The following is a 26033-nucleotide window of genomic DNA, read 5'->3' on the forward strand; positions in this document are numbered from 1 at the left end:
CGCATTACAATGCCGGCACCATGATGCGCCGCTGTATTGTCCATGTGCTGCTCTCGCTCCTCCTGCTGGCCTCCCAGCAGATGGCGTTCGCACATGCGATGTCGCACTGGACCGGTCGCCTGGTCTATGCTCCGGTCGCCGCCGGCGAAGACCGCGAGCTGGCCAAGGCGCTGGCCCAGGACCAGACCTGCAACCAGTGCCTGGCCCTGGCCCAGCTGGCGACGCCTGTCGGCAGCAGCCTGCGCCAGTTCGTGGCGTCCGACCTGCGGACCGAGCTGGCCGCATCGAACGCCATGCGCGAGGCCGCGCCGCGCACGGTCTGCGCCTTCGATTCGCGCGCGCCGCCTTCCTTCGTCTAGAGATTTCCGTACCCACCGGATCGTCCGCCTCGGCGGACGCCGTCCGTCCATCTCCATTCGAACCGGAAGAACACGATGTTAAAGAATACCGTCCTGTCGGCGGCGATTGCTGCCGCCTTTGCTTTGCCCCTGTCCGCCCATGCCGCACCCGTCGACGCCAAGGAGCTCGACGCGATCCGCGAACAGATCCGCCAGATGAAGGAATCCTATGAGGCGCGCCTGCAGGCGCTCGAGCAGCGCCTGCAGGATGCCCAGGCCGCGGTGGCCGAGGCCCAGAATGCGGCTGCCGCGGCGCAGCAGCAGGCGGCAAGCGCGGCGCCTGCGCCAGCCGCCGCGGCCCCACAACTCGCCGCAACCACGCCCGCCGCGCCCGCCGCGCCAACAACGGCCTCGGGCGCCGGCGGCGTCGCCCAACGCAACGACAGTTTTAACCCCAGCAGTTTCAACCCCAGCATCGGCCTGGTCCTGGGCGGCACCTGGAACAACCTGCAACGCGATCCCGAAAGCTGGCGCCTGGGCGGCTTCATGCCGCCCGAAGGCGAGGTCGGCCCGGGCAGCCGCAGCTTCAACCTCGGCGAATCCGAGCTGACCATGTCGGCCAACATCGACCCGACCTTCGCCGGCCAGGTCACGTTCGCGCTCAGCGGCGAGAACGAGGTCGAGGTCGAGGAAGCCCATGTCCGCACGCGCGAACTGGGCGGCGGCATCAACGGCAAGGCGGGCCGCTTCCTGTCCGGCGTCGGCTACCTGAACGGCCTGCACAGCCATACCTGGGACTTCGCCGACGCGCCGCTGGCCTACCAGGCCTTCTTCGGCGGCCAGTACAAAACCGACGGCGTCCAGACGCGCTGGCTGGCGCCGCTGAACACCTTCCTCGAACTGGGCCTGGAACTGGGCAACGGCCACGCCTTCCCAGGCAACGATCGCAACAAGAACGGGGTCGGCGCGACGAACGTGTTCGCCCACGTCGGCGACGACATCGGCGACTCCTCGAGCTGGCGCGCCGGGCTCTCGTACATGCGCACGCGCGCCGCCAACCGCGCATTCGAGGACGAGGGCGTGGTGAACGCCTTCTCCGGCCGCTCGACCATGTGGGTGGCGGACGCCGTCTACAAGTGGGCGCCGAACGGCAACCCGACCCAGCGCAACTTCAAGCTGCAGGGCGAATACATGCGGCGCAAGGAGAGCGGCACCCTGGCCTCGGGCGAACTGGCCGACGCGTATGCCAGCACCCAGTCCGGCTGGTACCTGCAGGGCGTCTACCAATTCATGCCGAACTGGCGCGCCGGCCTGCGCCATGACCGCCTGTCCTCGGGCACGCCGTACATCGGCTTGGTGGAGAGCGGCGCCCTCGGTCCGGACGCCTTCCCCGCGCTGGCCAGCTACGCGCCGAAACGCACCAGCGTAATGGTCGACTACAGCCCGTCCGAGTTCTCGCGCCTGCGCCTGCAGTTCGCGCGCGACGAGGCGCGTCCAGGCGTCGGCGACAACCAGCTCTACCTGCAGTACATCATGAGCCTGGGCGCCCACGCGGCGCACGCGTTCTAAGGAGAACCGCATGAAACTCCATCGTTCCATCTTCGTTGGCTGTGCCTTGGCCTTCGCCGCCATCGTCCCGGCCCAGGCAGCCATCAACGTCCTCACCTGCGAGCCCGAGTGGCAGGCCCTGACCCAGGAACTGGGCGGCGACAAGGTGAATGTCTCGAGCGCGACCAATGCGCTGCAGGACCCGCACCGGGTCGAGGCGCGCCCCGGCCTGATCGCCCGCACCCGCAACGCCGACCTCCTGGTCTGCACCGGCCTGGACCTGGAAGCGGGCTGGCTGCCGCTCTTGGTCCAGCAATCCGGCAACGCGAAGATCGCGCGCGGCCAGCCGGGCTTCTTCGAAGCCGGCACTTTTGTACCGCGCCTGGACATCCCGAGCCGCCTCGACCGCGCCGAGGGCGACGTGCACGCCTACGGCAATCCGCACGTGCACCTGAACCCGCATAACATCGCCCTGATCAGCGCCCAGCTGGCCAAGCGCCTGGCAACGATCGACCCAAGCAACGCGGCCTTCTACGCCGCGCGCCAGAACGACTTCAGCGCGCGCTGGGCCACGGCGATGCGCAAGTGGGAAGCGCAGGCGGCGCCGCTGCGCGGCGTGAGCGTGGTCGAGCACCACCGCAACATGGAGTACCTGCTCTCCTGGCTCGGCATGCGCCAGGTCGGCACCCTGGAACCGAAACCGGGCGTGGAGCCGAGCGCGGCCCAGCTGGGCCAGCTGCTGGCGCAGCTGAAGACGCAACCGGCGAAGATGGTGCTGCGCGCGGCCTACCAGGACGAGCGCGCCTCGCAGTGGCTGTCGCAGCGCGCCGGCATCCCGGCGGTGGTGATTCCCTACACGGTGGGCGCGGACGCCCAGAGCCGCGACCTGTTCGCGCTGTTCGACACCACCGTGCAACGCCTGACGGGGGCGGTGAAGTAAGTGGAGAACCTCGACTTCCTGATCGTCCTGCCGGCCTTCCTGGCGGGCCTCCTGGTACTGACCACCCACATCCCGCTCGGCGCCCAGGTGCTCAAACGCGGGATCGTCTTCATCGACCTCGCGATCGCCCAGATCGCCGCGCTCGGCGTGATCATCGCCAGCGCGCTCGACATGGACCCGCATGGCTGGAGCATGCAGGCCGCCGCCGGCGGCGCCGCCGTGCTGGGCGCCTTGCTGCTGACCTGGACCGAAAAGCGCTGGCCAGACGTGCAGGAAGCGCAGATCGGCGTGCTGTTCGTGCTGGCCGCCACCGCCGGCCTGCTGCTGGTCGCCCACAACCCGCACGGCGGCGAGCACCTGCAGGACCTGCTGGCCGGGCAGATCCTGTGGGTCAGCTACGAGCAGCTGCGCATGCCCGCGATCGGCGCGGTGCTGATCCTGGCGCTGCTGGCGCTGCTGCGCAACCGCCTCGGGCGGCTCGGCTTCTACCTGGTGTTCGCGCTGGCGGTGACGGCCTCGGTGCAGCTGGTCGGCGTCTACCTGGTGTTCGCCAGCCTGATCGTGCCGAGCCTGGCCGTGCGCCACTATCGCGAGGCGCACAAGCTGCCCTGCGCCTACCTGATCGGCGTCGGCGGCTACGCCGCGGGACTGGTGCTGTCGGTGCTGCTCGACCTGCCGTCGGGCGCGCTGATCGTCTGGTGCCTGGCGCTGCTGGCGATGCTGGTGTACGCGCTCGGGCCGCGTCCGCCGGCTCCGGCATGAGCGTCCAAGCCCTTCCCGAACAGCCCGCCGCGCGCCCGCCCGGCGGGCTTTTTTGTGGGCGCGCGGGTGGTCACGATTGTTCGGAGTCAAACTCCCGCCGCTCCCTGGCATTAAAATTTTGTTAATACTTATGAGGCTGCCTGGCGTGCACCGGCACGCCCTGCGCACACACGTCGACCACGAGGCCAGCATGAACCGCCAACAGCTCCAACGCGCGAGCCATCAGACCTACACGTGGTTCCGCGAAGCCGCCGAGCGCGGCAATCCCTACGCCCAGTTCAACCTGGCGCTGCTCTACAAGAAGGGCGAGGGCGTCGAACGCGACGACGCCGCCGCGTTCCGCTGGCTGCGCCGCGCCGCGCTGCAGGGCCTGGCCTTCGCCCAGAACCATCTCGGCGCCATGTACTATCACGGGCGCGGCGTCGAGGCCTGCGATCCCGAGGCGGCGCGCTGGTTCCGCCTGGCCGCCGACCAGGGCGACGCCTCGGCCCAGCAGAACCTCGGCCACATGTACCGCAAGGGGCGCGGCGTGACCCAGGACCACGAGCGCGCGCTGTCCTGGTACTACCGCGCGGCCGAGCAGGGCATGGCCAGCGCCCAGAACCTGCTCGGCGAATGCTACCTGCACGGACTCGGCGCGGCAATCAACCATCCGCTGGCAATGGCCTGGTTCCGCAAGGCCGCGCTGCAGGGCGATTGCGCGGCCCAGCTCAACCTCGGCCTGATGTACAAGCGCGGCCAGGGCGTGGACGCCAGCGGCAAGCAGGCGCTGTACTGGTTCCGCCAGGCCGCGGCGGCGGGCGAGCGCGGCGCCCAGCGCCAGCTCGGCCTGGCCTACGCCGAAGGGCTGGGCGTGCAGCCCGATCCACGCCGGGCCCTGGCCTGGCTGCAGCGCGCGGCCGGCCACGGCGACCGCGAGGCCCAGTTCATCCTCGGCGGCCTGTACGCCAACGGCCGCGCGGGTTTCCAGGTCGACCGCGACGACGCCTGCGCGTTCGCGTGGTACACCCGTGCGGCCAACGCGGGCCACGTGGCGGCGCAGTACCACCTGGCGAACATGTATGCCCACGGGCGCGGCACGGCCTGCGCCCCCGAGCGCGCGATCGAATGGTACCGGCGCGCCGCCGAGCAGGGGGCGGCGAACGCCCAGTTCAGCCTCGGCGTCATCTACGCCAACGGCCAGGGCGTGGAGCGCGACGAGGCGCGTGCGGTCCACTGGTACCAGCTCGCCGCCAACCAGGGCGACGCCAGCGCCCAGAACAACCTCGGCGTGATGTACGCCCTCGGCCAGGGCGTCGACCAGGACGACCGGCGCGCCGTCTACTGGTACGGGCAGGCCGCCGAGCAGGGCCACGCCCTGGCCCAGTTCAACCTGGGCGGCATGTACAACAGCGGCCGCGGCGTCGAGCGCGACCCGGTGCGCGGCTACATGTGGATGCTGCTCGCGGCCGAGGGCGGCGACGCCACCGCCAACGTCAGGAAGACCATCGCCGCGCGGCGCCTGAGCCCGTCCGAGATCGGGCACGCGATCGACCTGTCGCACAAGTGGCAGCTCAGCCACCGCGAGGCGGGCCTGCGCCGGCCGGAGCGCCCGCTGACGGACTGACGCCGGGCGCCGCCACAAGGTCGCATCCTGCCGGGTTTCGCGTTATGATGCCCTCCGGCACATCCGCCTTCATGACACCACGTTTCGAGAAGAATATGCACATGAGACACGCAACGCTCGCCGCAGCCCTGATGATGGCCTTCGGCGTCCACGCCGCCGATACCGCATCCTGCCCGGGCGGTCCGATGAAGTACCCGGTCACCCAGAAGGTCGACCAGGTCGACAACTACCACGGCACCACCATCGCCGATCCTTACCGCTGGCTGGAAGACGCCAACAGCGCCGAGACCAAGCAATGGGTCGATGCCCAGAACGCGGTGACCCAGGCTTACCTGGGCCAGATCCCGCAGCGCGAGGCGATCCGCCAGCGCCTGACCAAGCTGTGGAACTACGAGCGCTACTCGGTGCCCTCGAAAGAAGGCGGACGCTATTTCTACAGCCGCAACGACGGCCTGCAGAACCAGTCCGTGCTGTACACGATGAAGAAGCTGGACGACCAGCCGCGCATGCTGCTCGATCCGAACACCCTGGCCGCCGACGGTACGGTGGCCCTGGCCGGCGCGGAAGTGAGCCCGGACGGCAAGCTGCTCGCCTACGGCACCGCCGCCTCGGGTTCGGACTGGAACGAGTGGAAGGTGCGCGACATCGAGACCGGCAAGGACCTGGATGACCACCTGAAGTGGGTGAAGTTCTCGCAGACCGCCTGGACCAAGGATGGCAAGGGCTTCTTCTACAGCCGCTACGACGAGCCGACGGAAGCGACCAAGCTGGCCGCCGTCAACTACCACCAGAAGCTCTACTATCACAAGATCGGCACGCCGCAGAGCGCCGACACCCTGGTCTACGACCGCCCGGACGAGAAGGAATGGGGCTTCCGCGCCCAGACCACCGACGACGGCAAGTACCTCCTGATCACGGCGACCAAGGGCACCGCCCACAAGTACCGCATCTTCTACAAGGACCTGTCCAGGCCGGATTCGAAGGTCGTGCCGCTGATCGACAATTTCGACGCCGCCTACGACTTCATCGACAACGTCGGCGACGTGTTCTACTTCAGTACCGACCGCAAGGCCCCGCGCCAGCGCATCGTCGCCATCGACGTGCGCAAGCCGGCCGAAAGCCAGTGGAAGGAAATCATTCCGGAAACGGCCGAGACGCTCAATGGCGCCCACATCATCGGCGACCGGATCATCACCGAATACCTGAAGGATGCACGCAGCGTCGTGCGCGTCAGCGACCTCAAGGGCAAGCTGGTGCGCGAGATCGCACTGCCGGGCATCGGTTCGGTCTCGGGCTTCACCGGCAAGCGCGGCGACACGGAGACCTTCTTCTCGTTCACCGGCTTCACCACCCCGACGACCATCTACCGTCTCGACATGAAGAGCGGCACAACCAGCGTGTTCCGCCAGCCGAAGGTCGACTTCGACCCGAACGCCTATGAAACCCGCCAGCAGTTCTTCACCAGCCGCGACGGCACCAAGGTGCCGATGTTCATCGTGTCGAAGAAGGGCCTGAAACTCGACGGCAACAACCCGACCTACCTCTACGGCTACGGCGGCTTCAACATCTCGATGCTGCCTGCCTTCTCGCCGGCGAACCTGGCGTGGATGGAAATGGGCGGCGTCTACGTCGTGGCCAATCTGCGCGGCGGCGGCGAGTACGGCGAATCCTGGCACCAGGGCGGCACCAAGCTGCAGAAGCAGAACGTGTTCGACGACTTCATCGGCGCCGCCGAGTGGCTGGTCGCGAACAAGGTAACCCAGCCGTCGAAGCTGGCGATCGGCGGCGGCAGCAACGGCGGCCTGCTGGTCGGCGCGGCGATGACCCAGCGCCCGGACTTGTTCGGCGCCGCGATCCCGATGGTCGGCGTGCTCGACATGCTGCGCTTCCACAAGTTCACCATCGGCTGGGCCTGGACCTCGGACTACGGCTCGTCGGAGAACCCGGACGAGTTCAAGGCCCTGGTCAAGTACTCGCCGCTGCATAACCTGAAGCCGGGGACAAGCTATCCGGCGACCATGGTCACCACCGCCGACCACGACGACCGCGTGGTACCGGCCCACAGCTTCAAGTTCGCCGCCGCCGCCCAGGCGGCCCAGGCCGGCTGCAACCCGATGATCATCCGCATCGACACCAAGGCCGGGCACGGCGCGGGCAAGCCGACCGCCAAGCAGATCGAGGAAGTGGCGGATCGCTGGGGCTTCCTGAGCAAGGCGCTGAAGATGTAATCGGCGATGAATCGGGCGGCGCGACGGCCGCCTGATCCGCAAAAGAGGTCGGGCCAGCGAATCGGGAGATTCGGCTGGCCCGATTTTTTGTTTTTTACAGCAGCGGAGGCGGCGCCGTGAGCGTGGGGCAGATCACGAGCACGACAGCGTGGACACAGGTGTCCACCCTACCGACTGCGTTTCTTCGTTAGTCGTCGCAAGGGCGTAGGGTGGGTACTTGTACCCACGCGGTACGGCCGACGAAGTTCTCGGTTCCGGTTCCATTGTTGGCGTTCGGCGTGGCGTAGGGTGGACACCTGTGTCCACGCGGTACGGCGGTCGTGCCGTGGTGGTTCCTATAAACATTTGTTATCAGGTGAAAACAAATGTCGGATCAAAAAAGAGCAGCCTCGACCGACGGCTACCGATGCACCACCACCAGCAGCGCCTTCGCCTCGGTCTTCCCCAGATTCCGGATCACATGATCCTGGTCCGCCGGATAGCGGGCCGTCCCACCCGCCTTGACCTTGCGTTTCGACGTCCCGACCTCGATCTCGAGCGAGCCGTTGAGCACCGTCATGTGCTCCTTGGTCCCCGGATCGTGGGCCTGCGAGGCCAACGCGCCGCCCGGCGCCAGGGTCAGCTCGTACCATTCGTACTGGCCGGCCAGCTCCATCGGCCCCAGGATGCGCAGGGTGTAGCCGGCGTGGGCGCCGGGCAGGGTCGGGGTCTCGTGGGCGTCGAGCACGCGGATCGCCTCGACTTCGCGCGTTTCCGACGCCAGCAGCTCGCCGATCTGCACGCCCAGGGCGTTCGCCAGACGCCAGGTGATGGCGATGGTAGGATTGGCCTTTTCGCGCTCGATCTGGGACAGCATCGACTTCGATACCCCCGCGATGCGCGACAGGTCTTCCAGCGTCAGGCCGCGCGCCAGGCGCAGGCGCTGCAGGGTGGCGCCGACTTCCGGCGGGGCGTTATTGGTCGTGACCACGGTTTTCATCTCGACAGGCAGCTCTATTAATTGACGGACCGCCCGACCTTGCCAAGTCAGCTTGCTAAGTTCAACAGGTCGGCGTAATATTCATTATATTGAATTTCAGTTCGAAATACCGAAAACGTGGCAAGGCAGCGAATCGGTACGACGAGCGGTCAACGGTACAGCATAGTCCAACAGCCGGTCAAGCCGGCATCACCGACAGGGAAATGACATGAGCGAACAAGGGAAGAACGCGTTTTACACCGGCCTGCAGCAGAACCTCGCCACGCTGCGCGACCAGGGCCTGTTCAAACCCGAGCGCGTGCTGGCGTCGCGCCAGGGCGCCGAAGTCGTGGCCGACGACGGCCGCACCCTGATCAACATGTGCGCGAATAACTACCTGGGCCTGTCGGGCGACCTCGATACGCAAAAGGCGGCCGAAGCCGCGCTGGCGCAATACGGCTACGGCCTGTCGTCGGTTCGCTTCATCTGCGGCACCCAGACCGTGCACAAGGAATTGGAGCAGGCCCTGTCGAAGTTCCTGGGTACCGAGGACACCATCCTGTACGCGGCCGCGTTCGACGCCAACGGCGGCGTGTTCGAGCCGCTGTTCGACGAGAACGACGCCATCATCTCGGACGCGCTGAACCACGCCTCGCTCATCGACGGCATCCGCCTGTGCAAGGCCGCGCGCTACCGCTACGCCAACAACGACATGGCCGACCTCGAGAAGCAGCTGATCGCCGCCACTGAGGCCGGCAAGCGTCATAAAGTGATCGTCACCGACGGCGTGTTCTCGATGGACGGCACCATCGCCCAGCTCGACAAGATCGTGGAGCTGGCCGAAAAATACGGCGCCCTGACCCTGGTCGACGAATCGCATGCCTCCGGCTTCATGGGCGCGACCGGGCGCGGCACCCACGAGCACTGCGGCGTGCTGGGCAAGATCGACATCATCACCGGCACCCTGGGCAAGGCCCTGGGCGGCGCGATGGGCGGCTTCACTTCCGGTCGCAAGGAGGTCATCGAGACCCTGCGCCAGAAGTCGCGGCCTTACCTGTTCTCGAACACCCTGGCGCCGATGATCGCCGGTGCCTCGCTGTCGGTGCTGGAGCGCATCAGCAAGTCGACCGAGCTGCGCGACCGCCTGATGGAAAACACCGCCTACTTCCGCAGCGAGATCGAGCGCATCGGCTTCACCATCAAGCCGGGCACCCACCCGGTGGTGCCGGTGATGCTGTTCGACGCGCCGGTGGCGCAAAAATTTGCGGCGCGCATGTTCGAACTGGGCGTGCTGCTGTCGGGCTTCTTCTACCCGGTGGTGCCGATGGGCCAGGCGCGCGTGCGCGTCCAGCTCTCCGCCGCGCACACCCGCGAACAGCTCGACAAGGTGCTGGCCGCCTTCGAACAGGCCGGCCGCGAACTGGGCATCCTCAAGAATAACTAATCACCGGCTTCAAGGAACAAGAGTACATGGAACGCATTCTCATCATCGGCGCCAACGGCCAGATCGGCAGCGAACTGGTCACCGCACTGGCGGAAAAACACGGCGCCGATAACGTCCTCGCCACCGACATCGGCAGCAACAACGTCTACGGCGCCGCGCGCTACGCCCAGCTCGACGTGCTGGACAAGGAACGCCTGGCGGCCGTCGTCGCCGACGAAGGCGTGACCCAGGTCTACCAGCTGGCGGCGCTGCTGTCGGCCACCGGCGAAAAGGCGCCTTTGAGGGCCTGGACCCTGAACATGGACGGCCTGCTGAACATCCTGGAAGTCGCCCGCGAGCGCGGGGAAGCCGGCAAACCGCTGAAGGTGTTCTGGCCGTCGTCGATCGCCGCCTTCGGCCCGAACACCCCGGCCGAGAACACCGCCCAGTACACGATCATGGACCCGACCACGATCTACGGCATCAGTAAACTCGCCGGCGAGCGCCTGTGCGAGTACTACCACGCCAAGTACGGCGTGGACGTGCGCTCGATCCGCTACCCGGGCATCATCAGCTACAAGTCGCCACCGGGCGGCGGCACCACCGACTACGCGATCGCGATCTTCCACTCGGCCCTCAAGGGCGAAACCTACGAGTGCTTCCTCGGACCGGAAACCACGCTGCCGATGATCTACATGCCGGATGCGATCCGCGCTACCATCGAGCTGATGGAGGCCCCGGCCGAGAAAGTGGCGATCCGCTCCTCGTACAACGTCGCCGGCGTCTCGTTCAACCCGCGCGAACTGGCCGCCGCGATCAAGCAGGCCGTGCCGGCATTCGAGATCGCCTACAAGCCGGACAGCCGCCAGGCGATCGCCGACACCTGGCCGAAGAGCCTGGACGACAGTTGTGCCACGAGCGATTGGGGTTGGAAGGCCGAGATCGGGATCGAGGAAATGGTCGCCAGCATGCTCGAGAACATCGACGTCGGCGCCACCGCCTGAATCCACGATACACACAATAATAAAAAAGAACATAGCGAGACAAACAGATGGACATGAGCGTTTTCGATCTTTTCAAGATCGGTATCGGCCCGTCGAGCTCCCACACGGTGGGCCCGATGGTGGCGGCGCGCCGCTTCCTGATCGAATGCGGCAGCCTCGATGAGGCGGTCGGCGTCGAAGCCCACCTCTACGGCTCGCTGGCGCTGACCGGCGTCGGCCACGCCACCGACAAGGCGGTGATCCTGGGCCTGATGGGCGAGACCCCGCAGGACATCGATCCCGACAGCGTCGAGGACAAGCTGGCCGAAGCGGAACTGGACGGCGTGCTGCGCCTCCTGGGGACGAAAGAGGTGCCGTTCTCTGCGCGCACTGGTCTGGTCTGGCACAAGTCCTCGACCCTGCCCGAACACCCGAACGGCATGCGCTTCGTGCTGCAGCTGGTTGATGGCAGCGTGATCGAACGCATCTATTACTCGGTCGGCGGCGGCTTCATCACCGCGGCCGGCGAGGCGCAGGCGCGGATGGTGGAGGCGGCGGAGACGGCAAACGCGCCGGCGCTCGCGGTGCCTTATCCCTTCGACACCATGAACGAGCTGCTGGAGCAGGGCAGGAAGCACGGCCTGTCGATCCCTCACATGCTGCGCGCGAACGAACTGGCGCGCATGAGCGAGGCCGAGCTCGACGCCGGCCTGGACCGCATCTGGACCACGATGCGCGACTGCATCGCCCACGGCCTGGTCACCGAAGGGCAGCTGCCGGGCGGCCTGAACGTCAAGCGCCGCGCCGCGCGCCTGTGGAAGCAGGCCCACTGCACGGAGGGCAAGCGCGTCAACGAACTACCGCACGACGCCACCCACCACGTGACCCTGTACGCGATGGCGGTCAACGAAGAGAATGCTGCGGGCGGGCGCGTGGTCACGGCGCCGACCAACGGCGCGGCCGGCATCATCCCGGCCGTGCTGCGCTACTACGCCGAGGACTGCCGCCCGAGCGATCCGGTGGGCGGCATCCGCGACTTCCTGCTCACATCCGCCGCGATCGGCATGCTGTGCAAGAAGAACGCCTCGATCTCGGGCGCCGAGATCGGTTGCCAGGGCGAGGTCGGCGTGGCCTGCGCCATGGCGGCGGCGGGGCTGGTGGCGGCGCTCGGCGGTTCGAACGAGCGCATCGAGAACGCCGCCGAGATCGGTATCGAGCACCACCTCGGCATGACCTGCGACCCGATCGGCGGCCTGGTGCAGATCCCCTGCATCGAGCGCAACGGCATGGGCGCGATCAAGGCCATCACCGCGGCCTCGCTGGCGCTGAAGGGCGACGGCACGCATTTCGTGAGCCTCGACAACGTGATCGAGACCATGCGCCAGACCGGCGCCGACATGCAGGCGAAGTACAAGGAGACCTCGCTGGGCGGGTTGGCGGTGCACGTGGTGACGGTGAATCACGCGGCTTGCTGAGAGGCCGGCGGCACCCGTAGGGTGGGCACCCCGTGCCCACGCGAACGGCGGCACAGTAGTCGCACACGAAAAACCCGAAACCGACGCGTTACCTGTATGCTTCCAAGGCGCTGCCGCGACGCGTCTTTTTCGATTCGAAGCCCTCCGGCACAACGCCGGCATCCGCGTGGGCACGGCGTGCCCACCCTACGGTCTTCAACAGCGCCGACGCCGTTCCGTTTCAATCCCCACCACACCAATCTCGGCCGCACAGACGTGATCGGCCGGGCCGCACTATAATAAATGGATCAACGCCAGCCAACCGGATCCATTAACGTATGCAATATGTGTCTACCCGCGCTACGAGCGCGTCCGCTTCCCGTAATCAGGAAACCTTTTCCTCGATCCTGCTCGGCGGCCTGGCCCCCGATGGCGGCCTGTTCATGCCGGCCGAGTACCCGCGCGTCAGCGGCGCGGAGCTCGACGCCTGGCGCAAGCTGTCGTACGCCGAACTGGCCTACGAGATCCTGCGCAAATTCGCGACCGATTTTCCGGACGCGGACCTGAGGGCGCTGACCAGCAAGACCTATACGCCTGAGGTCTACCGCAACGCGCGCGCCGACGAGTCCGCGAAGGACATCACGCCGCTGCGCGTGCTGGAAGACGAAGGCGGACGCAAGCTGGTGCTGCAGGCGCTGTCGAACGGCCCGACCCTGGCCTTCAAGGACATGGCCATGCAGCTGCTGGGCAACCTGTTCGAATACGCGCTGGCGAACGACAACGACGAGCTGAACATTTTTGGGGCCACCTCGGGCGACACCGGCAGCGCCGCCGAGTATGCGATGCGTGGCAAGCGCGGCGTGCGCGTGTTCATGCTGTCCCCGGCGAACAAGATGAGCGCCTTCCAGACCGCCCAGATGTTCAGCCTGCAGGATCCGAACATCTTCAACATCGCGGTCGAAGGCGTGTTCGACGACTGCCAGGACATGGTGAAGGCCGTCTCCAGCGACCTGGCCTTCAAGGCGTGCCACAAGATCGGCACCGTCAACTCGATCAACTGGGCGCGCGTGGTGGCCCAGGTCGTGTACTACTTCCGCGGCTACCTGGCGGCGACGGGCAGCAACGACCAGAAGGTCTCGTTCACCGTCCCGTCGGGGAACTTCGGCAACATCTGCGCCGGCCATATCGCCCGCATGATGGGCCTGCCGATCGACAAACTGGTGGTCGCCACCAACGAGAACGACGTGCTCGACGAATTCTTCCGCACCGGGGTCTACCGCGTGCGGAAAAGCGCCGAGACCTTCCACACCAGCAGCCCGTCGATGGACATCTCGAAGGCATCCAACTTCGAGCGCTTCGTCTACGACCTGGTCGGGCGCGACAGCGAGCGCACCCACGCGTTGTTCCGCAAGGTCGAGACCCACGGCGGGTTCGACCTGTCCGGCGCCCCGGGCAGCGACGGCGACGAGTTCGCGCGCGTCGGCGAATACGGCTTCGTCTCGGGCAAGTCGACGCATGCCGACCGCCTCGAGACCATCCGCATGGCCTACGACGACTACGGCATCGTGATCGACACCCACACCGCCGACGGCATCAAGGTCGCGCGCGAGCACATCGAGCCCGGCGTGCCGATGATCGTGCTGGAAACGGCGCTGGCCGCGAAGTTCAACGAAACCATCCTGGAAGCCCTGGGCACGGACGCGCCGCGCCCGGCCGGCTTCGAGGAGCTCGAGGCGCTGCCCCAGAAATTCGTGCTGATGCGGCCGAACGTCGACGAAATGAAGACCTTCATCGCCGCGCACACCGGACTGTAAGAACCATGACCGCAACAAAAGACCAACTCGCGGCCGACAAGCCGGCGGCCGAGAAGCCGGCGAACGACAAGCCCGCCCCACGTCCCATGCTCAGCGTGCGCGAGGCGCTCGATACCCTGCTGGCCTGCGCCGTGCCGGTGGCCGATGTCGAACAGGTGCCCACGCTCGAAGCCAACGGCCGCGTGCTGGCCCTCGACCAGGCCTCGACCATCGATGTCCCTTCCGCCGACAATACCCAGATGGACGGCTACGCGGTGCGCGCAGCCGACTGCATCAACGGCGGCGCCAGCCTGCGCGTCGCCCAGCGCATCCCGGCCGGCACGGTCGGCGCGCCGCTGGAGCCCGGCAGCGCCGCCCGCATCTTCACCGGCGCCCTGATCCCGCCCGGCGCGGACGCGGTGGTGATGCAGGAGCAGTGCGAAGTCCAGGGCGACAACGTCGTCATCCGCCACACGCCAAAGGCGGGCGAATGGATCCGCCGCACCGGCGAGGACATTGTCGCCGGCGCGACCATCCTGGCGGCCGGCACGCGCCTGCGCAGCCAGGAACTGGGCCTGGCGGCGTCGGTCGGCCTGGCCACCTTGCCGGTACGCCGGCGCCTGCGCGTGGCCGTGTTCTTCACCGGCGACGAGCTGACCATGCCGGGCGAAGCCCCGGGCGGCCAGCTGGCGCCCGGCGCCATCTACAACTCGAACCGCTTTACCCTGCGCGGCCTGCTGGAGAACTTCGGCTGCCAGATCACCGACTACGGCATCGTGCCCGATTCGCTGGACGCGACCCGCGCCACCCTGCGCGCGGCGGCGCGCGAGCACGACCTGATCATCACTTCGGGCGGCGTCTCGGTCGGCGAAGAGGACCACGTCAAGCCGGCGGTGGAAGCGGAAGGGCAGCTGAACATGTGGCAGATCGCGGTCAAGCCGGGCAAGCCGCTCGCCTTTGGCCAGGTGCGCAGGGAAGAGGGGGGCGGTTCATCGTTCTTCATCGGCCTGCCGGGCAATCCGGTGTCGAGCTTCATCACCTTCCTGCTGTTCGTGCGGCCTTTCCTGCTGCGCCTGCAGGGCGTGAGCGGGCCGGTCGAGCCGCGCGCCTACCAGATGCGCGCCGACTTCAGCCTGCCCAAGGCCGACCGCCGCAACGAATTCCTGCGCGTGCGCGTCAACGCCGGCGGCGGCCTGGAGCTGTTCTCGAACCAGGGCTCGGGCGTGCTGACCTCCACCGTGTGGGGCGACGGCCTGGTCGACAATCCGCCGGGACGCGTCATCAACGAGGGCGACATCGTGCGCTTCATTCCCTTCGCCGAACTCCAGTACTGAACACCATGCTTATCGAACTGCGATTTTTCGCGTCCGTGCGCGAGGCCCTGGGCCTCGCCCAGGAATGCATCGAACTGCCCGACACCGTGCGCACCGTCGGCCAGGTGCGCGAGCACCTGGTCGCCCGCGGCGGCGCCTGGGCCGAGGCCCTGGGGCAGCAGCGCGCGCTGCGCATGGCCTTCAATCACGTCATGTGCGCGCCGGAGACGCCGATCCAGGCGGGTGGCGAGGTGGCATTCTTCCCGCCGGTGACGGGGGGGTGACACGTGCGCCGACCACGACGCGGTTTTCGCGCGTCGTGGGGCTGTTGCCTGTGCCGCCAATGGTGGTTTGAATCCGCGTGGGCAGTGGGGCTGGCTAGATGCCAGCACCACGAATGCCCACCCTACGGGATACGCCAACTACTCGGGCGGCAGCCTGGCGCCGTTCGTAGGGTGGACTCCCGAGTCCACGCGGTATGGTACGGCCCCGCTAGCCGCAACGCTATCCGGCCTACAGCGCCGCGATCTGCTTCTCCGCCAGCGCCAGCAGCTTCGCGCAGTTGTCGCTGCGCCCACCGAAGTCGCGCCAGGCGGTGGTGCGCGCCACTTCCTGCCACTGGCGCAGCGACTCCGCGTCCATGTCGGCCACGCGCGCGCCGGCGCGTGCGTAATAGCCCGCGACCTGCTGGTCGTCGGCGATCGCCATGCGCAGCGCGAATTTCTCAAGGTCGGCGCCGACTTCCATCACGGCCGCCTGCTGCTGCTTCGTCAGGCGCGCGAACACCGTCTTCGACATCAGCAGCGGCTCGAACATGAACCAGTAGCCGCCGCCGCGCGCGGTGGTCAGCGAGCGCGCCACGTCGTGCAGGCGGAACGTGATCAGCGAGGTCGACGAGGTGAAGGCGGCGTCGAGCGCGCCGCTCTTCATGGCGTTGTGGATCTCGTTCGACGGCACGTTGACGATGGTGGCGCCGGCGTCCTGCAGGATCATGTCCATTTCGCGCGAGCCGCCGCGCGCCTTCAGGCCCTGCACCTGTTCCGGACGCAGGATCGGCTCCGCGCCGCGCGAGGCGACGCCGCCGGCCTGCCAGATCCAGCTGACCACGACCAGGCCATGCTCGTCGAGGATGCGGGTGAGCTCCTTGCCGACCTCGGCGTTCTTCCAGCCGTAGCCCTGCTGGTAGGACGTGACCAGGCCCGGCATCAGGCCGATGTTGGCTTCCGGCGCCTCGGCGCCGGCGTAGGACAGCGGCACCAGCGCCAGGTCGAGTCCGCCCTTGCGCAGTGCGCCGAACTGGGCGTTCGGGGCCATCAGCGCCGAGTTGGGATAGATCGAGAACTTCAGGCTGCCGCGCGTGCGTTTTTCGACCTGGGTCGCGAACATGCGGCACAGGCGGTCGCGGAAGTCGCCTTCCGTGATGCTGCCGCCGGGGAACTGGTGCGAGATGCGCATCGCCTGGGAAGCGGCCCAGGCGCCGTGCATCCAAAGGGGACTGGACGCGATTGCGCCCAGCACTGTCCTACGGGCCATGGACGGCCGTGACATTTCCGACATACTCATCCTCCAAGATGATTAAACCGAAGTACCGGGCGAATCGTGACTCCATCGAGGGAAATCATCGTTCACTTTCGAGCCTATAAGAATATTCCCATGAACATGCTTGTCAAGAAGAATATTATTGTCTTGACAAATGCATGGTGAATAACACGCCCGGACTACTGTCTGGAGGGGCAGTATCGGCGCCACCGAACCGGGCGGCGCTGATACACATCAAGGAGGAAAAGCGCTTACTTTTTCTTGTCGAGTCGCTCGCAGACCGCGCAGTCCATCCCCTTGCGCATGATGTAGTAGCGCCGGCCGACGAACAGCGCCGAGGCGACCGCCGACCAGGCCAGGGCCGAGGGCCAGGCGCGGGCAAAGGCTTCGCCGCGCATCAGCACGTCGACCGCCAGCAGCAGCGCGAACATCGAGGCGACGGCGAACAGGTACTGGCCGATCCAGTGGGTGGTGCTGGGCATGGTCTGCTCCTTACAGGTTCTTGAGGAAGGCGCGCAGGGCGTCGCTGACGGCGCGCGGCTGGTCGAACATGGCGAAGTGGCGCGCGTTGTCGACCGCGATCACCTCTACACGCGGCGTGCCCTTCATCAGCGCACGATAATACGCGAGCTTCTGGTCCGCGGCCACCCCGGTCTGCATGGCGTCGAGGGCGAAGTAGGGCGCCAGCACCAGCACCGGGGCCGCGATCGCCGCCAGGTTCGGGCGCAGGTCGAGCGCGACGATGCCCGAGACATAGGCCGCCATCGCCTGCGGGTCGCTGCGCGCGCCGAGCCTGGCCAGTTCGTCGGCCTTGTTCATGTCGACCACGCCGATGCTGCGCATGTAGCGTTTCTGCTGTTCGGCGAACGCCGGGCCGCTGACGGCGGCCATGCGCGCGCCCATGCCTTCGGCCACCCGCAGGCGCTGGTCCGCCGGGACGTCCTCGGTGCCGGGAAAGACCGGCAGGCCGTCGATCGACACCACGCCGCCGATGCGCGCCGGCTGCATCTCGGCCAGCGCCAGGGCCAGCGTGCCGCCGATGCTGTGGCCGACCAGCACCGGCTTGTCGAGCTTGCGCGTCGCGATCAACTCGAGCAGGGCGCGCCGCGCGCCCTCGATCGGGTCGCCGGCGGGGGCCGGCCGGCCGTCGAAACCGGGGAGGGTGACCACGTAGACGGCCCGGCCGCCGGCGAAGTCGCGCACCGTTTCTTGCCAGACCCAGCTGCCGCCGCCCAGGCCCGGGATCAGGATCAACGGGCGCCCGCCCTGGCCGTGGCGCTCGACCAGCATGCCCTGCACCTCGAAGCGCTCGGCGGGGGCGATGGTGGCGGCGAAGCGGTTGGCCGGCTCGGCCTGCTGAGCGGGCTGCTGCTGGGCCCAGGCGGGCGCGGCGATGGGAATGGCGACCGCGACGGTCAATGCGAACAACGAGGCTTTCATGCTGGCTCCTGGTCGGGGGTGAAGATCGATTCGATGGGTTGCTGGAACAGCCTGGAGATGGCGAAGGCGAGCGGCAGGCTGGGATCGTAGCGCCCGTTTTCGATCGCGATCACGGTCTGGCGCGAGACGTCGAGCAGCTCGGCCAGGTGGGCCTGGCTCCAGCCGCGTTCGGCGCGCAGGTCGCGGATCAGGTTTTTCATTTGTCGATCAATTTGCGCACGAGCGCGACGACGCCGGTCGCGCCGCACAGCACGCACCAGACCGTGAACATCGACAGGCGCGGAAAGCCCGCGTTTTCGAGGAAGCCGTAGGTGAAGCTCAGGCCGGCGGTGATGGCCGCGGCGAGCGCGATGTTCTCCAGCATCTGCCGGCGCAAATATTCGTCGATGCGCGCCAGGTGGCGGGCGATGGCCCAGATGCCGGCGCCGAAGCCGATCATCGGGCTGACTAGCACGACATTGCGCAACACGCCGTCCGGCATCGGCCGGCCGTAATGGATGGCGGCAAACAGCAAGGCCGTGTAGAGCGCCAGCGCGCCGAACAGCTCGCGGTGGTAGGCCCTGGTGACGCGTTTCTCGTGCATGTGCCGCTCCCGGACTGCGATGTAAAGTATGCTTTACATGCTATTCCGGGCCGATACCGGTGTCAAGTACCCTTTACATTGTCCGGCCGGGCCCAATCCCGGCTACAATGCCGCTCTTCGATTCCACCAGCCAGCCAGCATGTCCGCATCCAACCCGTCCCAGCCCCGCGTCGCCATCATCGGAGGCGGCCCCGCCGGCCTGATGGCGGCCGAAGTCCTGGCCGCGGGCGGGGTGACGGTCGACGTCTACGACGCGATGGCCTCGGTCGGGCGCAAGTTCCTGCTGGCCGGGAAGGGCGGCATGAACATCACGCATTCCGAGCCTTACAATGACTTCGTCGCCCGCTACGGCGCGCGCAGCGGCGAAGTAGCGCGCTGGCTCGGCGACTTCACGCCGCAGCAGGTGCGCGACTGGATCCACGGCCTGGGTATCGACACGTTCGTCGGCACCTCCGGGCGCGTGTTCCCGACCGATATGAAGGCCGCGCCGCTGCTGCGCGCCTGGCTGCACCGCCTGCGCGAATCCGGCGTGCGCTTCCACATGCGCCACCGCTGGCAGGGCTGGCGCGATGGCAGCCTGGTGTTCGCCACGCCCGAGGGCGAAGCGACGGCCGCGCCCGACGCCACCGTCCTGGCCCTGGGCGGCGCCAGCTGGGCCAGGCTTGGTTCGGACGGCGCCTGGGTCCCCCTGCTGGCCGCGCGCGGCGCCGAGGTCGCGCCGCTGGTCCCTTCGAACTGCGGTTTCGATACCGATTGGAGCGCCCACTTCAGCGACAGGCACGCCGGCGCGCCGCTTACCACCGTGGCGATAGTCTACGAAGACCGCGACGGCCGGCGCGCGCGGCGCCAGGGCCAGTTCGTGGTCACCGCCACCGGCATCGAGGGCAGCCTGGTGTATGCCCTGTCGGCGCCGCTGCGCGACCAGGTCGCCGCGCGCGGCGCGACCACCATCTGGCTCGACCTGGCGCCCGACCACGATGCCGAGCGGGTGCGCGCCGAGGTGCTGCGCCCGCGCGGTTCGCGCTCGATGTCCAGCCACCTGCAAAGCCGGCTCGGCATCAAGGGCGTGAAGGCGGGCCTGCTGCGCGAATGCCTGGACGCGGCAAGCTACAATGACCCCGAGCGGCTGGCCACGGCGATCAAGGCGCTGCCGCTGGTCCTGAAGCGCACCCGTCCCATCGACGAGGCCATCAGCAGCGCCGGCGGCCTGCGCTTCGAGGCGCTCGACGCCGACGGCATGGTCGAGGCCCTGCCTGGCGTGTTCGCCGCCGGCGAAATGATCGACTGGGAAGCGCCCACCGGCGGCTACCTGCTGACCGCCTGCTTCGGCAGCGGCCGCGCGGCCGGGGCGGGCGTGCTGCGCTGGCTCGCCCGCGCCTGATTGTTCACATCGAGATCGGCCCTGCGCCGCAACTGGAATTACCAAGGGAATACCATGTCCAAGCAACAACCGAGCATCCTTCTACTGGTCGGGATCCTCGTCGTCCTCGCATTGTTCGGCGCCGTCGGCGCGAAGTTCATGCTCAACCGGCATTCGGCGTCCACCATGAGCCAGCTGGCCGTCGTCTGGCCGTCCATCGAGACCATGCCGCAGGACGACCGCAACCTGCTCGTCGAGCTGGCCCTGACCTGCAACGTGGTCGACCGCGAGCCGGTCCGCGCCGAGGTGACCGACTGCCTGCGCTCCTCGGCGGCGACCATCCGTCCCTCGCCGAGCGAGCGGCTGGAGCGGCTGATCGAGCAGGCGCCGCGGAAGCAGGCCGACCCGGCCCAGGGCTAATCCGGCGCCCGCCCGGCGCGCCGGCTAGTCCAGCAGCTGCGCAATGTCTTCGCCGAGCAGTTGCCGCGCCAGCGGTGCGATCTGCCCGGCGTCCTTGCTCGCGAGGACTGCACTCACCCATGCACGCACGGCAGCCCGCCCGTGCCGTTGTTCCAGACCGTCGAAGAGCGCGAGTGCGGCGCCGTAGCGCCCCAGCTCGTCCGCATTGTCCTGCATAAGGTCGTCGGAACCGAACTTGAAAGGGCCTGGCGGATTGTAGGACGGGTCCTTGGCACGGCGTTCGCGGTCTTCGGGCGACAACTGGCGCTCGATGGCCTCCGGCTTGACGCTCAGGCCGCCCCAGGCGCCGAGCCGCGGCGCGTCCAGTCTACGCAAATCCTGCATGCGCAGTTCGCGTTGTTCGCGGGCGCTGTCCGGGTTGACCTGTTCAGTCACCTGCAGGTTGGCCCACTCCGCGTGCCCCTCCTCGAACCAGCGTGGCCAGCTGGCACCGCTGGCGCGCTGGATCAGGTGGACTTCCTCGTGCGGCATCACGTTCATCAGGAAATCGAGCGCCGCCGGCGACCAGCCGGTGCCGGAGAAGACGTTCGGCCAGCGCAATTCGCCGTCTTGTTTTAGCGGAATGTAGTCGGCGTTGCGGGTGATGACCATCGGCGACCACACCATGCCGCGGCGCGCTTCCGGTACGACGCCCGACAACAGATCGAGCATCCCCATCAGGCAAGCCGACTTTGCCGCCGCCGCAGGGGCCAGGTCGGGATCATGGTAGATCCGGACGCGTGCGCCGGTCAGGGCGGAGCGCGCTTCGTAATAGGGAAGATCGCCCGGCAGGGCTGGCCAGGCACGCACGTGCACATGGTCGAGCGAGGCATCCGGCAGCGCATCGAGACTGCAGGCCGCTTGCAAGCGCTGCGGTGGCGGTGCCGGCGGCCCCGGTATGCTCGGCGCGGCCTGCGCATGTGGCGCGGCGCAGGCGCCGGCCAATACGAGTCCCAGGCAAAGGTGTTTGGTCGTCCAAGGCATCTGGAGCATGGGGCGGCGGGTTCCTGCGGCGAAGCGCAGGCCGGTACGGGTTCGTGAGAATCGGACAGTGTAGCAAGCGGATGCGCCCGAAAATGCGCGCATTGTCACCGCCAGTCCTGCCTACTCGACGAAGTGCACCGTCCCGCTGCCGGTGCGGCTGACGCTGCGCTGCGACGGCTCGCCGTGCACGTCGATGTCGCCGCTGCCGCTGACCGAGGCCGTCACTTTCTCGCGCACGGTGATGGTGGCGTTGCCCGAGCCGGTCTGGCGCAGTTGCGCCTCGTCGGCCCGCAGGCGCTGGGCCTCGAGCATGCCGGAGCCGCTGGCATCGAGCTTGAAGCGGCGCGTGGCGCCGGCCAGGCTCATGGCGCCCGAGCCCATCAGTTCGGCCTCGATGCTGTCGCTGTTGCCGGCGTCGAGGCTCAGTTCGCCGCTGCCGTGCAGCGCCGCCCGCGCCTCGCGGTAGCGGCCCACGAACTGCAGGCTGCCCGAGCCGTTCAGGGAGAGGGCGATACGCTCGCCCGAGAAGCCGCTGACCCGCGTGTCCCCGCTGCCGTCCACGCTCAGCGAATCGAGCATCGGCAGGGTGACTTCGACCTCCAGCGGCTGGCGGTGGCGCAGCATGAGGCCGCGGGTGGCGATGCGCAGGGTGTCGCCGCTGGCGACGGTCTCGATGTTCTGCAGCAGGCGCTGCTCGCCGCGCACCACCAGCGCGGGTTGCGGGCCGTAGCGCACGCTCAGGTCGACCGGGGCATTCAGTTCGATCGCGTGCACGCCGCGCGCGAGAGGGCGGGTATCGGTGGTGAGCGACCGGCCTGCGGGCCGCGCGGCCGTGCCCTGGGCGCGCAGCACGGTGTAGGACAGGCCGATCAGCACGAAAGCGAGGACCAGCAGGCTCAGGCCGATCCGGATCAGGGCGCGCATCGACATCGTTCAGGCTCCCCGCAGCAGCGACAGGTTCATCTGCAGGTAGCGTTTCACGCCGAGGGCGGCGTAGCGCGTGACCACGATCGAGACCAGGAACAGCACGATCCCGCCCAGCACCATGCCCAGTCCGAGCACGGTCTGGGTCATGCGCGAATCCTCGTCCAGCTCGGTCGAGATGCGCAGGCTGCTGCCGGCCATGCGTTCGGCGCCGCGCACGACGCGCGAGGTCTCGTCGCGGTCGAGCTCCGCATCCGCACCGGAATCGGGATCGGTGCCGGCTGCCGCGCCGCTGGGCGGCGCAGGCCCGTCCAGCGCATCGTCGCCGTCGTCGATCGTGATGCCGGTCTCGCTGATCGAGATGCGCGCGCGCACGCGTTCGGGCGCGCCGTCGTCGATGCTGACGTGGCGCAGCGGCCCGTCCAGCACCAGTTCGTTGGCGCCCGACAGGCCGCTGGCGGTGATCGCGATGCCGCTCACGTAGAAGCCCAGCGCGCCGATGTAGAGCGCGGCGAGCAGCGAACCGAAGACGGCGGCCGGGATTGCCATGAACAGGTTGAACACCAGCAGCCCGAGGGCGGAGGCGCACACGCGCAGCAGGTTGGCCGGGTTCTTCTGTTCGGCGAAGGCGGCCATGTGGCTGTTGGCGCGCAGGGTCAGCGCGACCTTCTTCGGGTCGTCGAGTTCGCTTGCGATCTCGGCTTCCTGGCGGCCGGCGGCGGTGCCGTCGACGAAACGCTGCTCGTACCAGGCCAGGGTCTTCGCCTGCAGCTCGGGCGGCAGGCCGAGCATGGCCCGCTTGAGCGCGTCGAGGTATTCCAGTTTGCCCATCCGGCCCGCCTCAGGGATGCCCGAACGACAACATCGAGCCGAGGGCCGGCACCGTGGCGCCGGGGTGGCCGCCGATCAGTTCGGGGGCGACCAGCACCGCGGTGCTGGCGGCAACCAGGGCCAGCAGGCCCAGCAGGCGTAATCCAAGTTGGTAAGTCATGTCCGAGTCCACGATCCGGTTTCCGATGTAAAGCGCGATATTGCTACTGTACGGATCCGGCCGGCGTGGCGCCACCGCCGTGCGACAGGCTGCCGTTTTCGCGGGCCAGCCGGCCGTAGGCGAGGATGGCCGTCGCCGCGCCCTGGCCGCTGCGCACCGCCGACTCGAGGGTCGCGGGGTAGTCGCTGGCGGTGTAGTCGCCGGCCAGGACCAGGCCCGGCAGGCCGCTGGCGTTGCCCGGACGGGACAGGCCGGGCAGGCAGGCGAAGGTGGCGCGCTTGTCGGTGATCACCCGGCTCCAGCGCGGCGTGGCCAGGGACGGCTGGCCGAAGGCCTGCGCCAGCTGGCTTGCCACCAGGCTGGCCAGGGCGTCCTGGTCGAGCGCCGCGGCGGCGCCGGCGGCGCTGATCACGACCGCCAGCAGGCCGCCCTGGCCGGGATCGAGCTGCCCGCGGTCGAACACGAACTGGCCGAAGCGCCGTGCGGCCGGGTCTTCCAGCAGCGCGCAGAAGGGCAACGGCAGGCGCAGCGCTTCGTCGTATTGCAGGTAGCAGGTCGAGATCGGCTCGTAGTCGAAGGCAGCGAGCTGGGCCGCGAGGGCGGCGGCCTCGGGTAGCGGCGTAAGTAGTGCGCCGGCGGCCGCCGGCGGCGTCGCCAGCACCAGCGCGTCGAAGCGCCGCCAGTCGCCGCCGGACGCCTGGCCGTTCGCCTGCCCGTTCGCCTTCACCTCCCAGCCGGCCGCGGTGCGGGCGATGGCGCCGACCTTGGCGCCGGCATGCACGGCGCCGCTGCGGCGCTCGATATGGCGCGCGGCGGCCTGCGGGAACAGGGCGCCCAGTTCCAGGCGCGGGATCAGCATGTCGGAGGCGGCGCGGTGCGCGCCCAGGCTATCGCGCAGCACGGCCAGGAAGACGTTGCTCGAGGCCCGCTCGAGCGGGGTGTTCAGCGCCGCCAGGCATAGCGGCTGCCACATCAGGCGGATCAGGCGCGGGGTCTGGTCGAAACGCGCCAGCAGCACGCTCACCGGCACGTCGTCGTTCAGGCGCCAGCCCATCCAGCGCGCGCTGGTGGTGAAGCGCGCCAGCGCCATCTTGTCCTCGCGCTCGAGGCCCTTCGCACGCCACAGGGCGACGACCATGTGCCAGGGCGCCGGCAGGCGCGGCGCGACAAAGTCCATGCCGCCGGCGCCGGCCGGATAGCGCATCTGCAGCGGCAGGCGCAGCAGGGCCGCGGCCGGATCGACGCCGACGCGCTTGACGAGCTTCAGGGTCTGGTCGTAGGCGCCAAGCAGGATGTGCTGGCCGTTGTCGAGCATCTTGCCCTGCAGTTCGACGCCGCGGGCGCGCCCGCCCAGGGTGCGCGCCGCTTCGAACACGGTGACGCGGGCGCCCTTGTCGGCCAGTTCGACGGCGGCGGCGCAGCCGGCCCAGCCGCCGCCGACGACGGCGACATCGAGATCGGCGCCTTTGCCCGATTTAGCTGCGCACATAGGTCTTCCACGCCAGCCAGAGCTTGCGCAGCGGCGTGAGCGAGATGCGCTGGCTCAGGACGTGGTAGCCGTCGCGCGCGATCTCATCGAGCAGGGTACGGTAGATCGCCGCCATCATCAGGCCGGGACGCTGGGCGCGCCGGTCTTCCTTCGGCAGGAGCGCGAGCGCTTCGTCGTACATCTTCTGCGCGCGCTCGGTCTGGAAACGCATCAGCGCCTCGAACTTCTCGCTGTGGCGGGAATTGAGCAGGTCGGCGGCGGTCACCCCGAACTGCTGCAGCTCGTTGACCGGCAGGTAGATGCGGCCCTTGCGCGCGTCTTCGCCGACGTCGCGGATGATGTTGGTCAGCTGGAAGGCCAGGCCCAGTTTCTCGGCGTAGGCCAGGGTCTGGGGCTGGGTGTAACCGAAGATGCTGGCCGAGAGGATGCCGACCACCCCGGCCACGTGCCAGCAGTAGCGCGTCAAGCCGGCGTAGTCGAGGTAGCGGCTCTGGTCCAGGTCCATCTCCATGCCGTCGATGATCGCCTGCAGGTGCTGCTCTTCCAGGCGATAGGTCGCGACGTGGGGTTGCAGGGCCTGGGTGACCGGATGGGTCGGCGTGCCCTTGTACATGGTCGACACTTCGGTGCGCCACCAGGCCAGCTTGATGCGCGCGACCGAGCCGTCGGTGGCCTCGTCGACGGTGTCGTCGACCTCGCGGCAGAACGCGTACAGCGCGGTGATCGCGCGCCGGCGCGCCGGTTCGAGGAACAGGAAGCTGTAGTAGAAGCTGGAACCGCTCTGGACAGTCTTTTGCTGGCAGTATTCGTCAGGAGACATGTAAAAGTTGCAATATTGGCGATGCGAATCCGCTATCTTAGCCGAAGCGCGCACGGCGGGGGCCGCCAATCGGTGTTTTATCGTCTACATACCGCGTC

General features: G+C 68.1%; 26 protein-coding genes. 14 read left to right on the plus strand and 12 right to left on the minus strand.

All coding sequences use genetic code 11. The annotated features are described in order from the left end of the window. Positions 1-20 precede the first annotated feature (20 nt). From ACFOPH_RS05380 to ACFOPH_RS05405, 6 genes are all read left to right on the plus strand, one after another. Positions 21-359 carry a hypothetical protein gene (locus tag ACFOPH_RS05380; protein ID WP_312552670.1) on the plus strand — a complete coding sequence of 113 codons (339 nt, stop codon included), beginning with the start codon at positions 21-23 and terminating at the stop codon, positions 357-359. A gap of 75 nt (positions 360-434) precedes the next feature. Then, positions 435-1907 (plus strand): hypothetical protein, encoded by a 1473-nt coding sequence (locus ACFOPH_RS05385; protein ID WP_379734012.1) that lies wholly within the window; start codon positions 435-437, stop codon positions 1905-1907. A 10-nt stretch (positions 1908-1917) separates the two neighbouring features. Beyond that, positions 1918-2826 carry a metal ABC transporter substrate-binding protein gene (locus tag ACFOPH_RS05390; protein WP_379734014.1) on the plus strand — a complete coding sequence of 303 codons (909 nt, stop codon included), beginning with the start codon at positions 1918-1920 and terminating at the stop codon, positions 2824-2826. After that, the gene (locus ACFOPH_RS05395; RefSeq protein ID WP_312550783.1) at positions 2827-3588 is read left to right on the plus strand and encodes a metal ABC transporter permease; all 762 of its coding nucleotides are present in this window, start codon (positions 2827-2829) and stop codon (positions 3586-3588) included. Between the two features lie 190 nt (positions 3589-3778). Next, positions 3779-5194 (plus strand): tetratricopeptide repeat protein, encoded by a 1416-nt coding sequence (locus tag ACFOPH_RS05400; RefSeq protein WP_312550784.1) that lies wholly within the window; start codon positions 3779-3781, stop codon positions 5192-5194. Positions 5195-5289: 95 nt separating this feature from the next. Continuing rightward, positions 5290-7422: a prolyl oligopeptidase family serine peptidase gene (locus ACFOPH_RS05405; protein WP_379734016.1), complete on the plus strand. Its 2133-nt coding sequence runs from the start codon at positions 5290-5292 to the stop codon at positions 7420-7422. A 400-nt stretch (positions 7423-7822) separates the two neighbouring features. On the opposite strand, the gene ACFOPH_RS05410 is transcribed toward ACFOPH_RS05405, so the two are convergent. Beyond that, the gene (locus ACFOPH_RS05410) at positions 7823-8401 is read right to left on the minus strand and encodes a helix-turn-helix domain-containing protein (protein ID WP_379734018.1); all 579 of its coding nucleotides are present in this window, start codon (positions 8399-8401) and stop codon (positions 7823-7825) included. A gap of 208 nt (positions 8402-8609) precedes the next feature. Here ACFOPH_RS05410 and ACFOPH_RS05415 point away from each other — a divergent pair, with 208 nt between their 5' ends. The 6 genes from ACFOPH_RS05415 (at position 8610) to moaD (ending at position 15630) form a co-directional block, all read left to right on the plus strand. Further along, entirely contained in the window at positions 8610-9824 is a 1215-nt protein-coding gene (locus tag ACFOPH_RS05415) for a glycine C-acetyltransferase (RefSeq protein WP_312550788.1), read from the plus strand. 26 nt (positions 9825-9850) lie between these two features. Then, positions 9851-10807 carry an NAD-dependent epimerase/dehydratase family protein gene (locus tag ACFOPH_RS05420; RefSeq protein ID WP_379734020.1) on the plus strand — a complete coding sequence of 319 codons (957 nt, stop codon included), beginning with the start codon at positions 9851-9853 and terminating at the stop codon, positions 10805-10807. Positions 10808-10854: 47 nt separating this feature from the next. Continuing rightward, on the plus strand, positions 10855-12261 hold the full coding sequence (locus ACFOPH_RS05425) for an L-serine ammonia-lyase (RefSeq protein ID WP_312550791.1): 1407 nt from the start codon (positions 10855-10857) through the stop codon (positions 12259-12261). A gap of 317 nt (positions 12262-12578) precedes the next feature. Next, positions 12579-14054 (plus strand): threonine synthase, encoded by a 1476-nt coding sequence (gene thrC, locus ACFOPH_RS05430; protein WP_379734022.1) that lies wholly within the window; start codon positions 12579-12581, stop codon positions 14052-14054. An 86-nt stretch (positions 14055-14140) separates the two neighbouring features. Then, positions 14141-15367 (plus strand): molybdopterin molybdotransferase MoeA, encoded by a 1227-nt coding sequence (locus tag ACFOPH_RS05435; protein WP_379737859.1) that lies wholly within the window; start codon positions 14141-14143, stop codon positions 15365-15367. Between the two features lie 5 nt (positions 15368-15372). Then, complete coding sequence (gene moaD, locus ACFOPH_RS05440) at positions 15373-15630, plus strand: molybdopterin converting factor subunit 1 (protein ID WP_379734024.1); 258 nt, start codon at positions 15373-15375, stop codon at positions 15628-15630. A 229-nt stretch (positions 15631-15859) separates the two neighbouring features. Here the strand turns inward: moaD and dctP are convergent, their stop codons facing one another. The 5 genes from dctP to ACFOPH_RS05465 all read right to left on the minus strand — a co-directional run bounded on the left by dctP (position 15860) and on the right by ACFOPH_RS05465 (position 18908). Next, positions 15860-16879: a TRAP transporter substrate-binding protein DctP gene (dctP, locus tag ACFOPH_RS05445; protein WP_379734026.1), complete on the minus strand. Its 1020-nt coding sequence runs from the start codon at positions 16877-16879 to the stop codon at positions 15860-15862. A gap of 257 nt (positions 16880-17136) precedes the next feature. Next, entirely contained in the window at positions 17137-17367 is a 231-nt protein-coding gene (locus ACFOPH_RS05450) for a hypothetical protein (protein WP_379734028.1), read from the minus strand. 10 nt (positions 17368-17377) lie between these two features. Then, the gene (locus ACFOPH_RS05455) at positions 17378-18325 is read right to left on the minus strand and encodes an alpha/beta fold hydrolase (protein WP_379734030.1); all 948 of its coding nucleotides are present in this window, start codon (positions 18323-18325) and stop codon (positions 17378-17380) included. Next, entirely contained in the window at positions 18322-18525 is a 204-nt protein-coding gene (locus ACFOPH_RS05460) for a helix-turn-helix transcriptional regulator (RefSeq protein WP_312550799.1), read from the minus strand. The genes ACFOPH_RS05455 and ACFOPH_RS05460 overlap by 4 nt, the downstream gene beginning before the upstream one ends. Then, positions 18522-18908, minus strand: coding sequence for a hypothetical protein (locus tag ACFOPH_RS05465; RefSeq protein WP_379734032.1), 387 nt, complete (start codon positions 18906-18908; stop codon positions 18522-18524). The genes ACFOPH_RS05460 and ACFOPH_RS05465 overlap by 4 nt, the downstream gene beginning before the upstream one ends. A 139-nt stretch (positions 18909-19047) precedes the next feature. Here ACFOPH_RS05465 and ACFOPH_RS05470 point away from each other — a divergent pair, with 139 nt between their 5' ends. Both ACFOPH_RS05470 and ACFOPH_RS05475 read left to right on the plus strand, forming a co-directional pair. After that, positions 19048-20289: a TIGR03862 family flavoprotein gene (locus ACFOPH_RS05470; RefSeq protein ID WP_379734034.1), complete on the plus strand. Its 1242-nt coding sequence runs from the start codon at positions 19048-19050 to the stop codon at positions 20287-20289. Between the two features lie 54 nt (positions 20290-20343). Beyond that, entirely contained in the window at positions 20344-20688 is a 345-nt protein-coding gene (locus tag ACFOPH_RS05475; RefSeq protein WP_312550690.1) for a hypothetical protein, read from the plus strand. Between the two features lie 24 nt (positions 20689-20712). On the opposite strand, the gene ACFOPH_RS05480 is transcribed toward ACFOPH_RS05475, so the two are convergent. The 6 genes from ACFOPH_RS05480 to hpnD form a co-directional block, all read right to left on the minus strand. Then, the gene (locus ACFOPH_RS05480) at positions 20713-21720 is read right to left on the minus strand and encodes a hypothetical protein (RefSeq protein ID WP_379734036.1); all 1008 of its coding nucleotides are present in this window, start codon (positions 21718-21720) and stop codon (positions 20713-20715) included. A 111-nt stretch (positions 21721-21831) separates the two neighbouring features. Beyond that, positions 21832-22635 carry a head GIN domain-containing protein gene (locus ACFOPH_RS05485; RefSeq protein WP_379734038.1) on the minus strand — a complete coding sequence of 268 codons (804 nt, stop codon included), beginning with the start codon at positions 22633-22635 and terminating at the stop codon, positions 21832-21834. Between the two features lie 9 nt (positions 22636-22644). Next, complete coding sequence (locus ACFOPH_RS05490; RefSeq protein WP_379734040.1) at positions 22645-23466, minus strand: DUF1700 domain-containing protein; 822 nt, start codon at positions 23464-23466, stop codon at positions 22645-22647. Positions 23467-23476: 10 nt separating this feature from the next. Continuing rightward, entirely contained in the window at positions 23477-23626 is a 150-nt protein-coding gene (locus tag ACFOPH_RS05495) for a hypothetical protein (RefSeq protein WP_312550696.1), read from the minus strand. 43 nt (positions 23627-23669) lie between these two features. Further along, complete coding sequence (gene hpnE / locus ACFOPH_RS05500) at positions 23670-25115, minus strand: hydroxysqualene dehydroxylase HpnE (protein WP_379734042.1); 1446 nt, start codon at positions 25113-25115, stop codon at positions 23670-23672. Further along, entirely contained in the window at positions 25102-25935 is an 834-nt protein-coding gene (hpnD, locus tag ACFOPH_RS05505; protein ID WP_312550700.1) for a presqualene diphosphate synthase HpnD, read from the minus strand. Before hpnD ends, hpnE begins: the two co-directional genes overlap by 14 nt. Between the last annotated feature and the right edge of the window lie 98 nt (positions 25936-26033).

The sequence above is a fragment of the Massilia haematophila genome (genome assembly GCF_042647645.1).
Lineage (GTDB): Bacteria > Pseudomonadota > Gammaproteobacteria > Burkholderiales > Burkholderiaceae_D > Telluria > Telluria haematophila.

Excerpts from the sequence above, each read along its gene's own strand:
- ACFOPH_RS05380 (WP_312552670.1), top strand. The coding sequence starts at position 21 with ATGATGCGCCGCTGTATTGTCCATGTGCTGCTCTCGCTCCTCCTGCTG.
- ACFOPH_RS05385 (WP_379734012.1), top strand. The coding sequence starts at position 435 with ATGTTAAAGAATACCGTCCTGTCGGCGGCGATTGCTGCCGCCTTTGCT.
- ACFOPH_RS05390 (WP_379734014.1), top strand. The coding sequence starts at position 1,918 with ATGAAACTCCATCGTTCCATCTTCGTTGGCTGTGCCTTGGCCTTCGCC.
- ACFOPH_RS05400 (WP_312550784.1), top strand. The coding sequence starts at position 3,779 with ATGAACCGCCAACAGCTCCAACGCGCGAGCCATCAGACCTACACGTGG.
- ACFOPH_RS05405 (WP_379734016.1), top strand. The coding sequence starts at position 5,290 with ATGCACATGAGACACGCAACGCTCGCCGCAGCCCTGATGATGGCCTTC.
- ACFOPH_RS05410 (WP_379734018.1), bottom strand. The coding sequence starts at position 8,401 with ATGAAAACCGTGGTCACGACCAATAACGCCCCGCCGGAAGTCGGCGCC.
- ACFOPH_RS05415 (WP_312550788.1), top strand. The coding sequence starts at position 8,610 with ATGAGCGAACAAGGGAAGAACGCGTTTTACACCGGCCTGCAGCAGAAC.
- ACFOPH_RS05420 (WP_379734020.1), top strand. The coding sequence starts at position 9,851 with ATGGAACGCATTCTCATCATCGGCGCCAACGGCCAGATCGGCAGCGAA.
- ACFOPH_RS05425 (WP_312550791.1), top strand. The coding sequence starts at position 10,855 with ATGGACATGAGCGTTTTCGATCTTTTCAAGATCGGTATCGGCCCGTCG.
- thrC (WP_379734022.1), top strand. The coding sequence starts at position 12,579 with ATGCAATATGTGTCTACCCGCGCTACGAGCGCGTCCGCTTCCCGTAAT.
- ACFOPH_RS05435 (WP_379737859.1), top strand. The coding sequence starts at position 14,141 with ATGCTCAGCGTGCGCGAGGCGCTCGATACCCTGCTGGCCTGCGCCGTG.
- moaD (WP_379734024.1), top strand. The coding sequence starts at position 15,373 with ATGCTTATCGAACTGCGATTTTTCGCGTCCGTGCGCGAGGCCCTGGGC.
- dctP (WP_379734026.1), bottom strand. The coding sequence starts at position 16,879 with ATGGCCCGTAGGACAGTGCTGGGCGCAATCGCGTCCAGTCCCCTTTGG.
- ACFOPH_RS05450 (WP_379734028.1), bottom strand. The coding sequence starts at position 17,367 with ATGCCCAGCACCACCCACTGGATCGGCCAGTACCTGTTCGCCGTCGCC.
- ACFOPH_RS05455 (WP_379734030.1), bottom strand. The coding sequence starts at position 18,325 with ATGAAAGCCTCGTTGTTCGCATTGACCGTCGCGGTCGCCATTCCCATC.
- ACFOPH_RS05460 (WP_312550799.1), bottom strand. The coding sequence starts at position 18,525 with ATGAAAAACCTGATCCGCGACCTGCGCGCCGAACGCGGCTGGAGCCAG.
- ACFOPH_RS05465 (WP_379734032.1), bottom strand. The coding sequence starts at position 18,908 with ATGCACGAGAAACGCGTCACCAGGGCCTACCACCGCGAGCTGTTCGGC.
- ACFOPH_RS05470 (WP_379734034.1), top strand. The coding sequence starts at position 19,048 with ATGTCCGCATCCAACCCGTCCCAGCCCCGCGTCGCCATCATCGGAGGC.
- ACFOPH_RS05475 (WP_312550690.1), top strand. The coding sequence starts at position 20,344 with ATGTCCAAGCAACAACCGAGCATCCTTCTACTGGTCGGGATCCTCGTC.
- ACFOPH_RS05480 (WP_379734036.1), bottom strand. The coding sequence starts at position 21,720 with ATGCTCCAGATGCCTTGGACGACCAAACACCTTTGCCTGGGACTCGTA.
- ACFOPH_RS05485 (WP_379734038.1), bottom strand. The coding sequence starts at position 22,635 with ATGCGCGCCCTGATCCGGATCGGCCTGAGCCTGCTGGTCCTCGCTTTC.
- ACFOPH_RS05490 (WP_379734040.1), bottom strand. The coding sequence starts at position 23,466 with ATGGGCAAACTGGAATACCTCGACGCGCTCAAGCGGGCCATGCTCGGC.
- ACFOPH_RS05495 (WP_312550696.1), bottom strand. The coding sequence starts at position 23,626 with ATGACTTACCAACTTGGATTACGCCTGCTGGGCCTGCTGGCCCTGGTT.
- hpnE (WP_379734042.1), bottom strand. The coding sequence starts at position 25,115 with ATGTGCGCAGCTAAATCGGGCAAAGGCGCCGATCTCGATGTCGCCGTC.
- hpnD (WP_312550700.1), bottom strand. The coding sequence starts at position 25,935 with ATGTCTCCTGACGAATACTGCCAGCAAAAGACTGTCCAGAGCGGTTCC.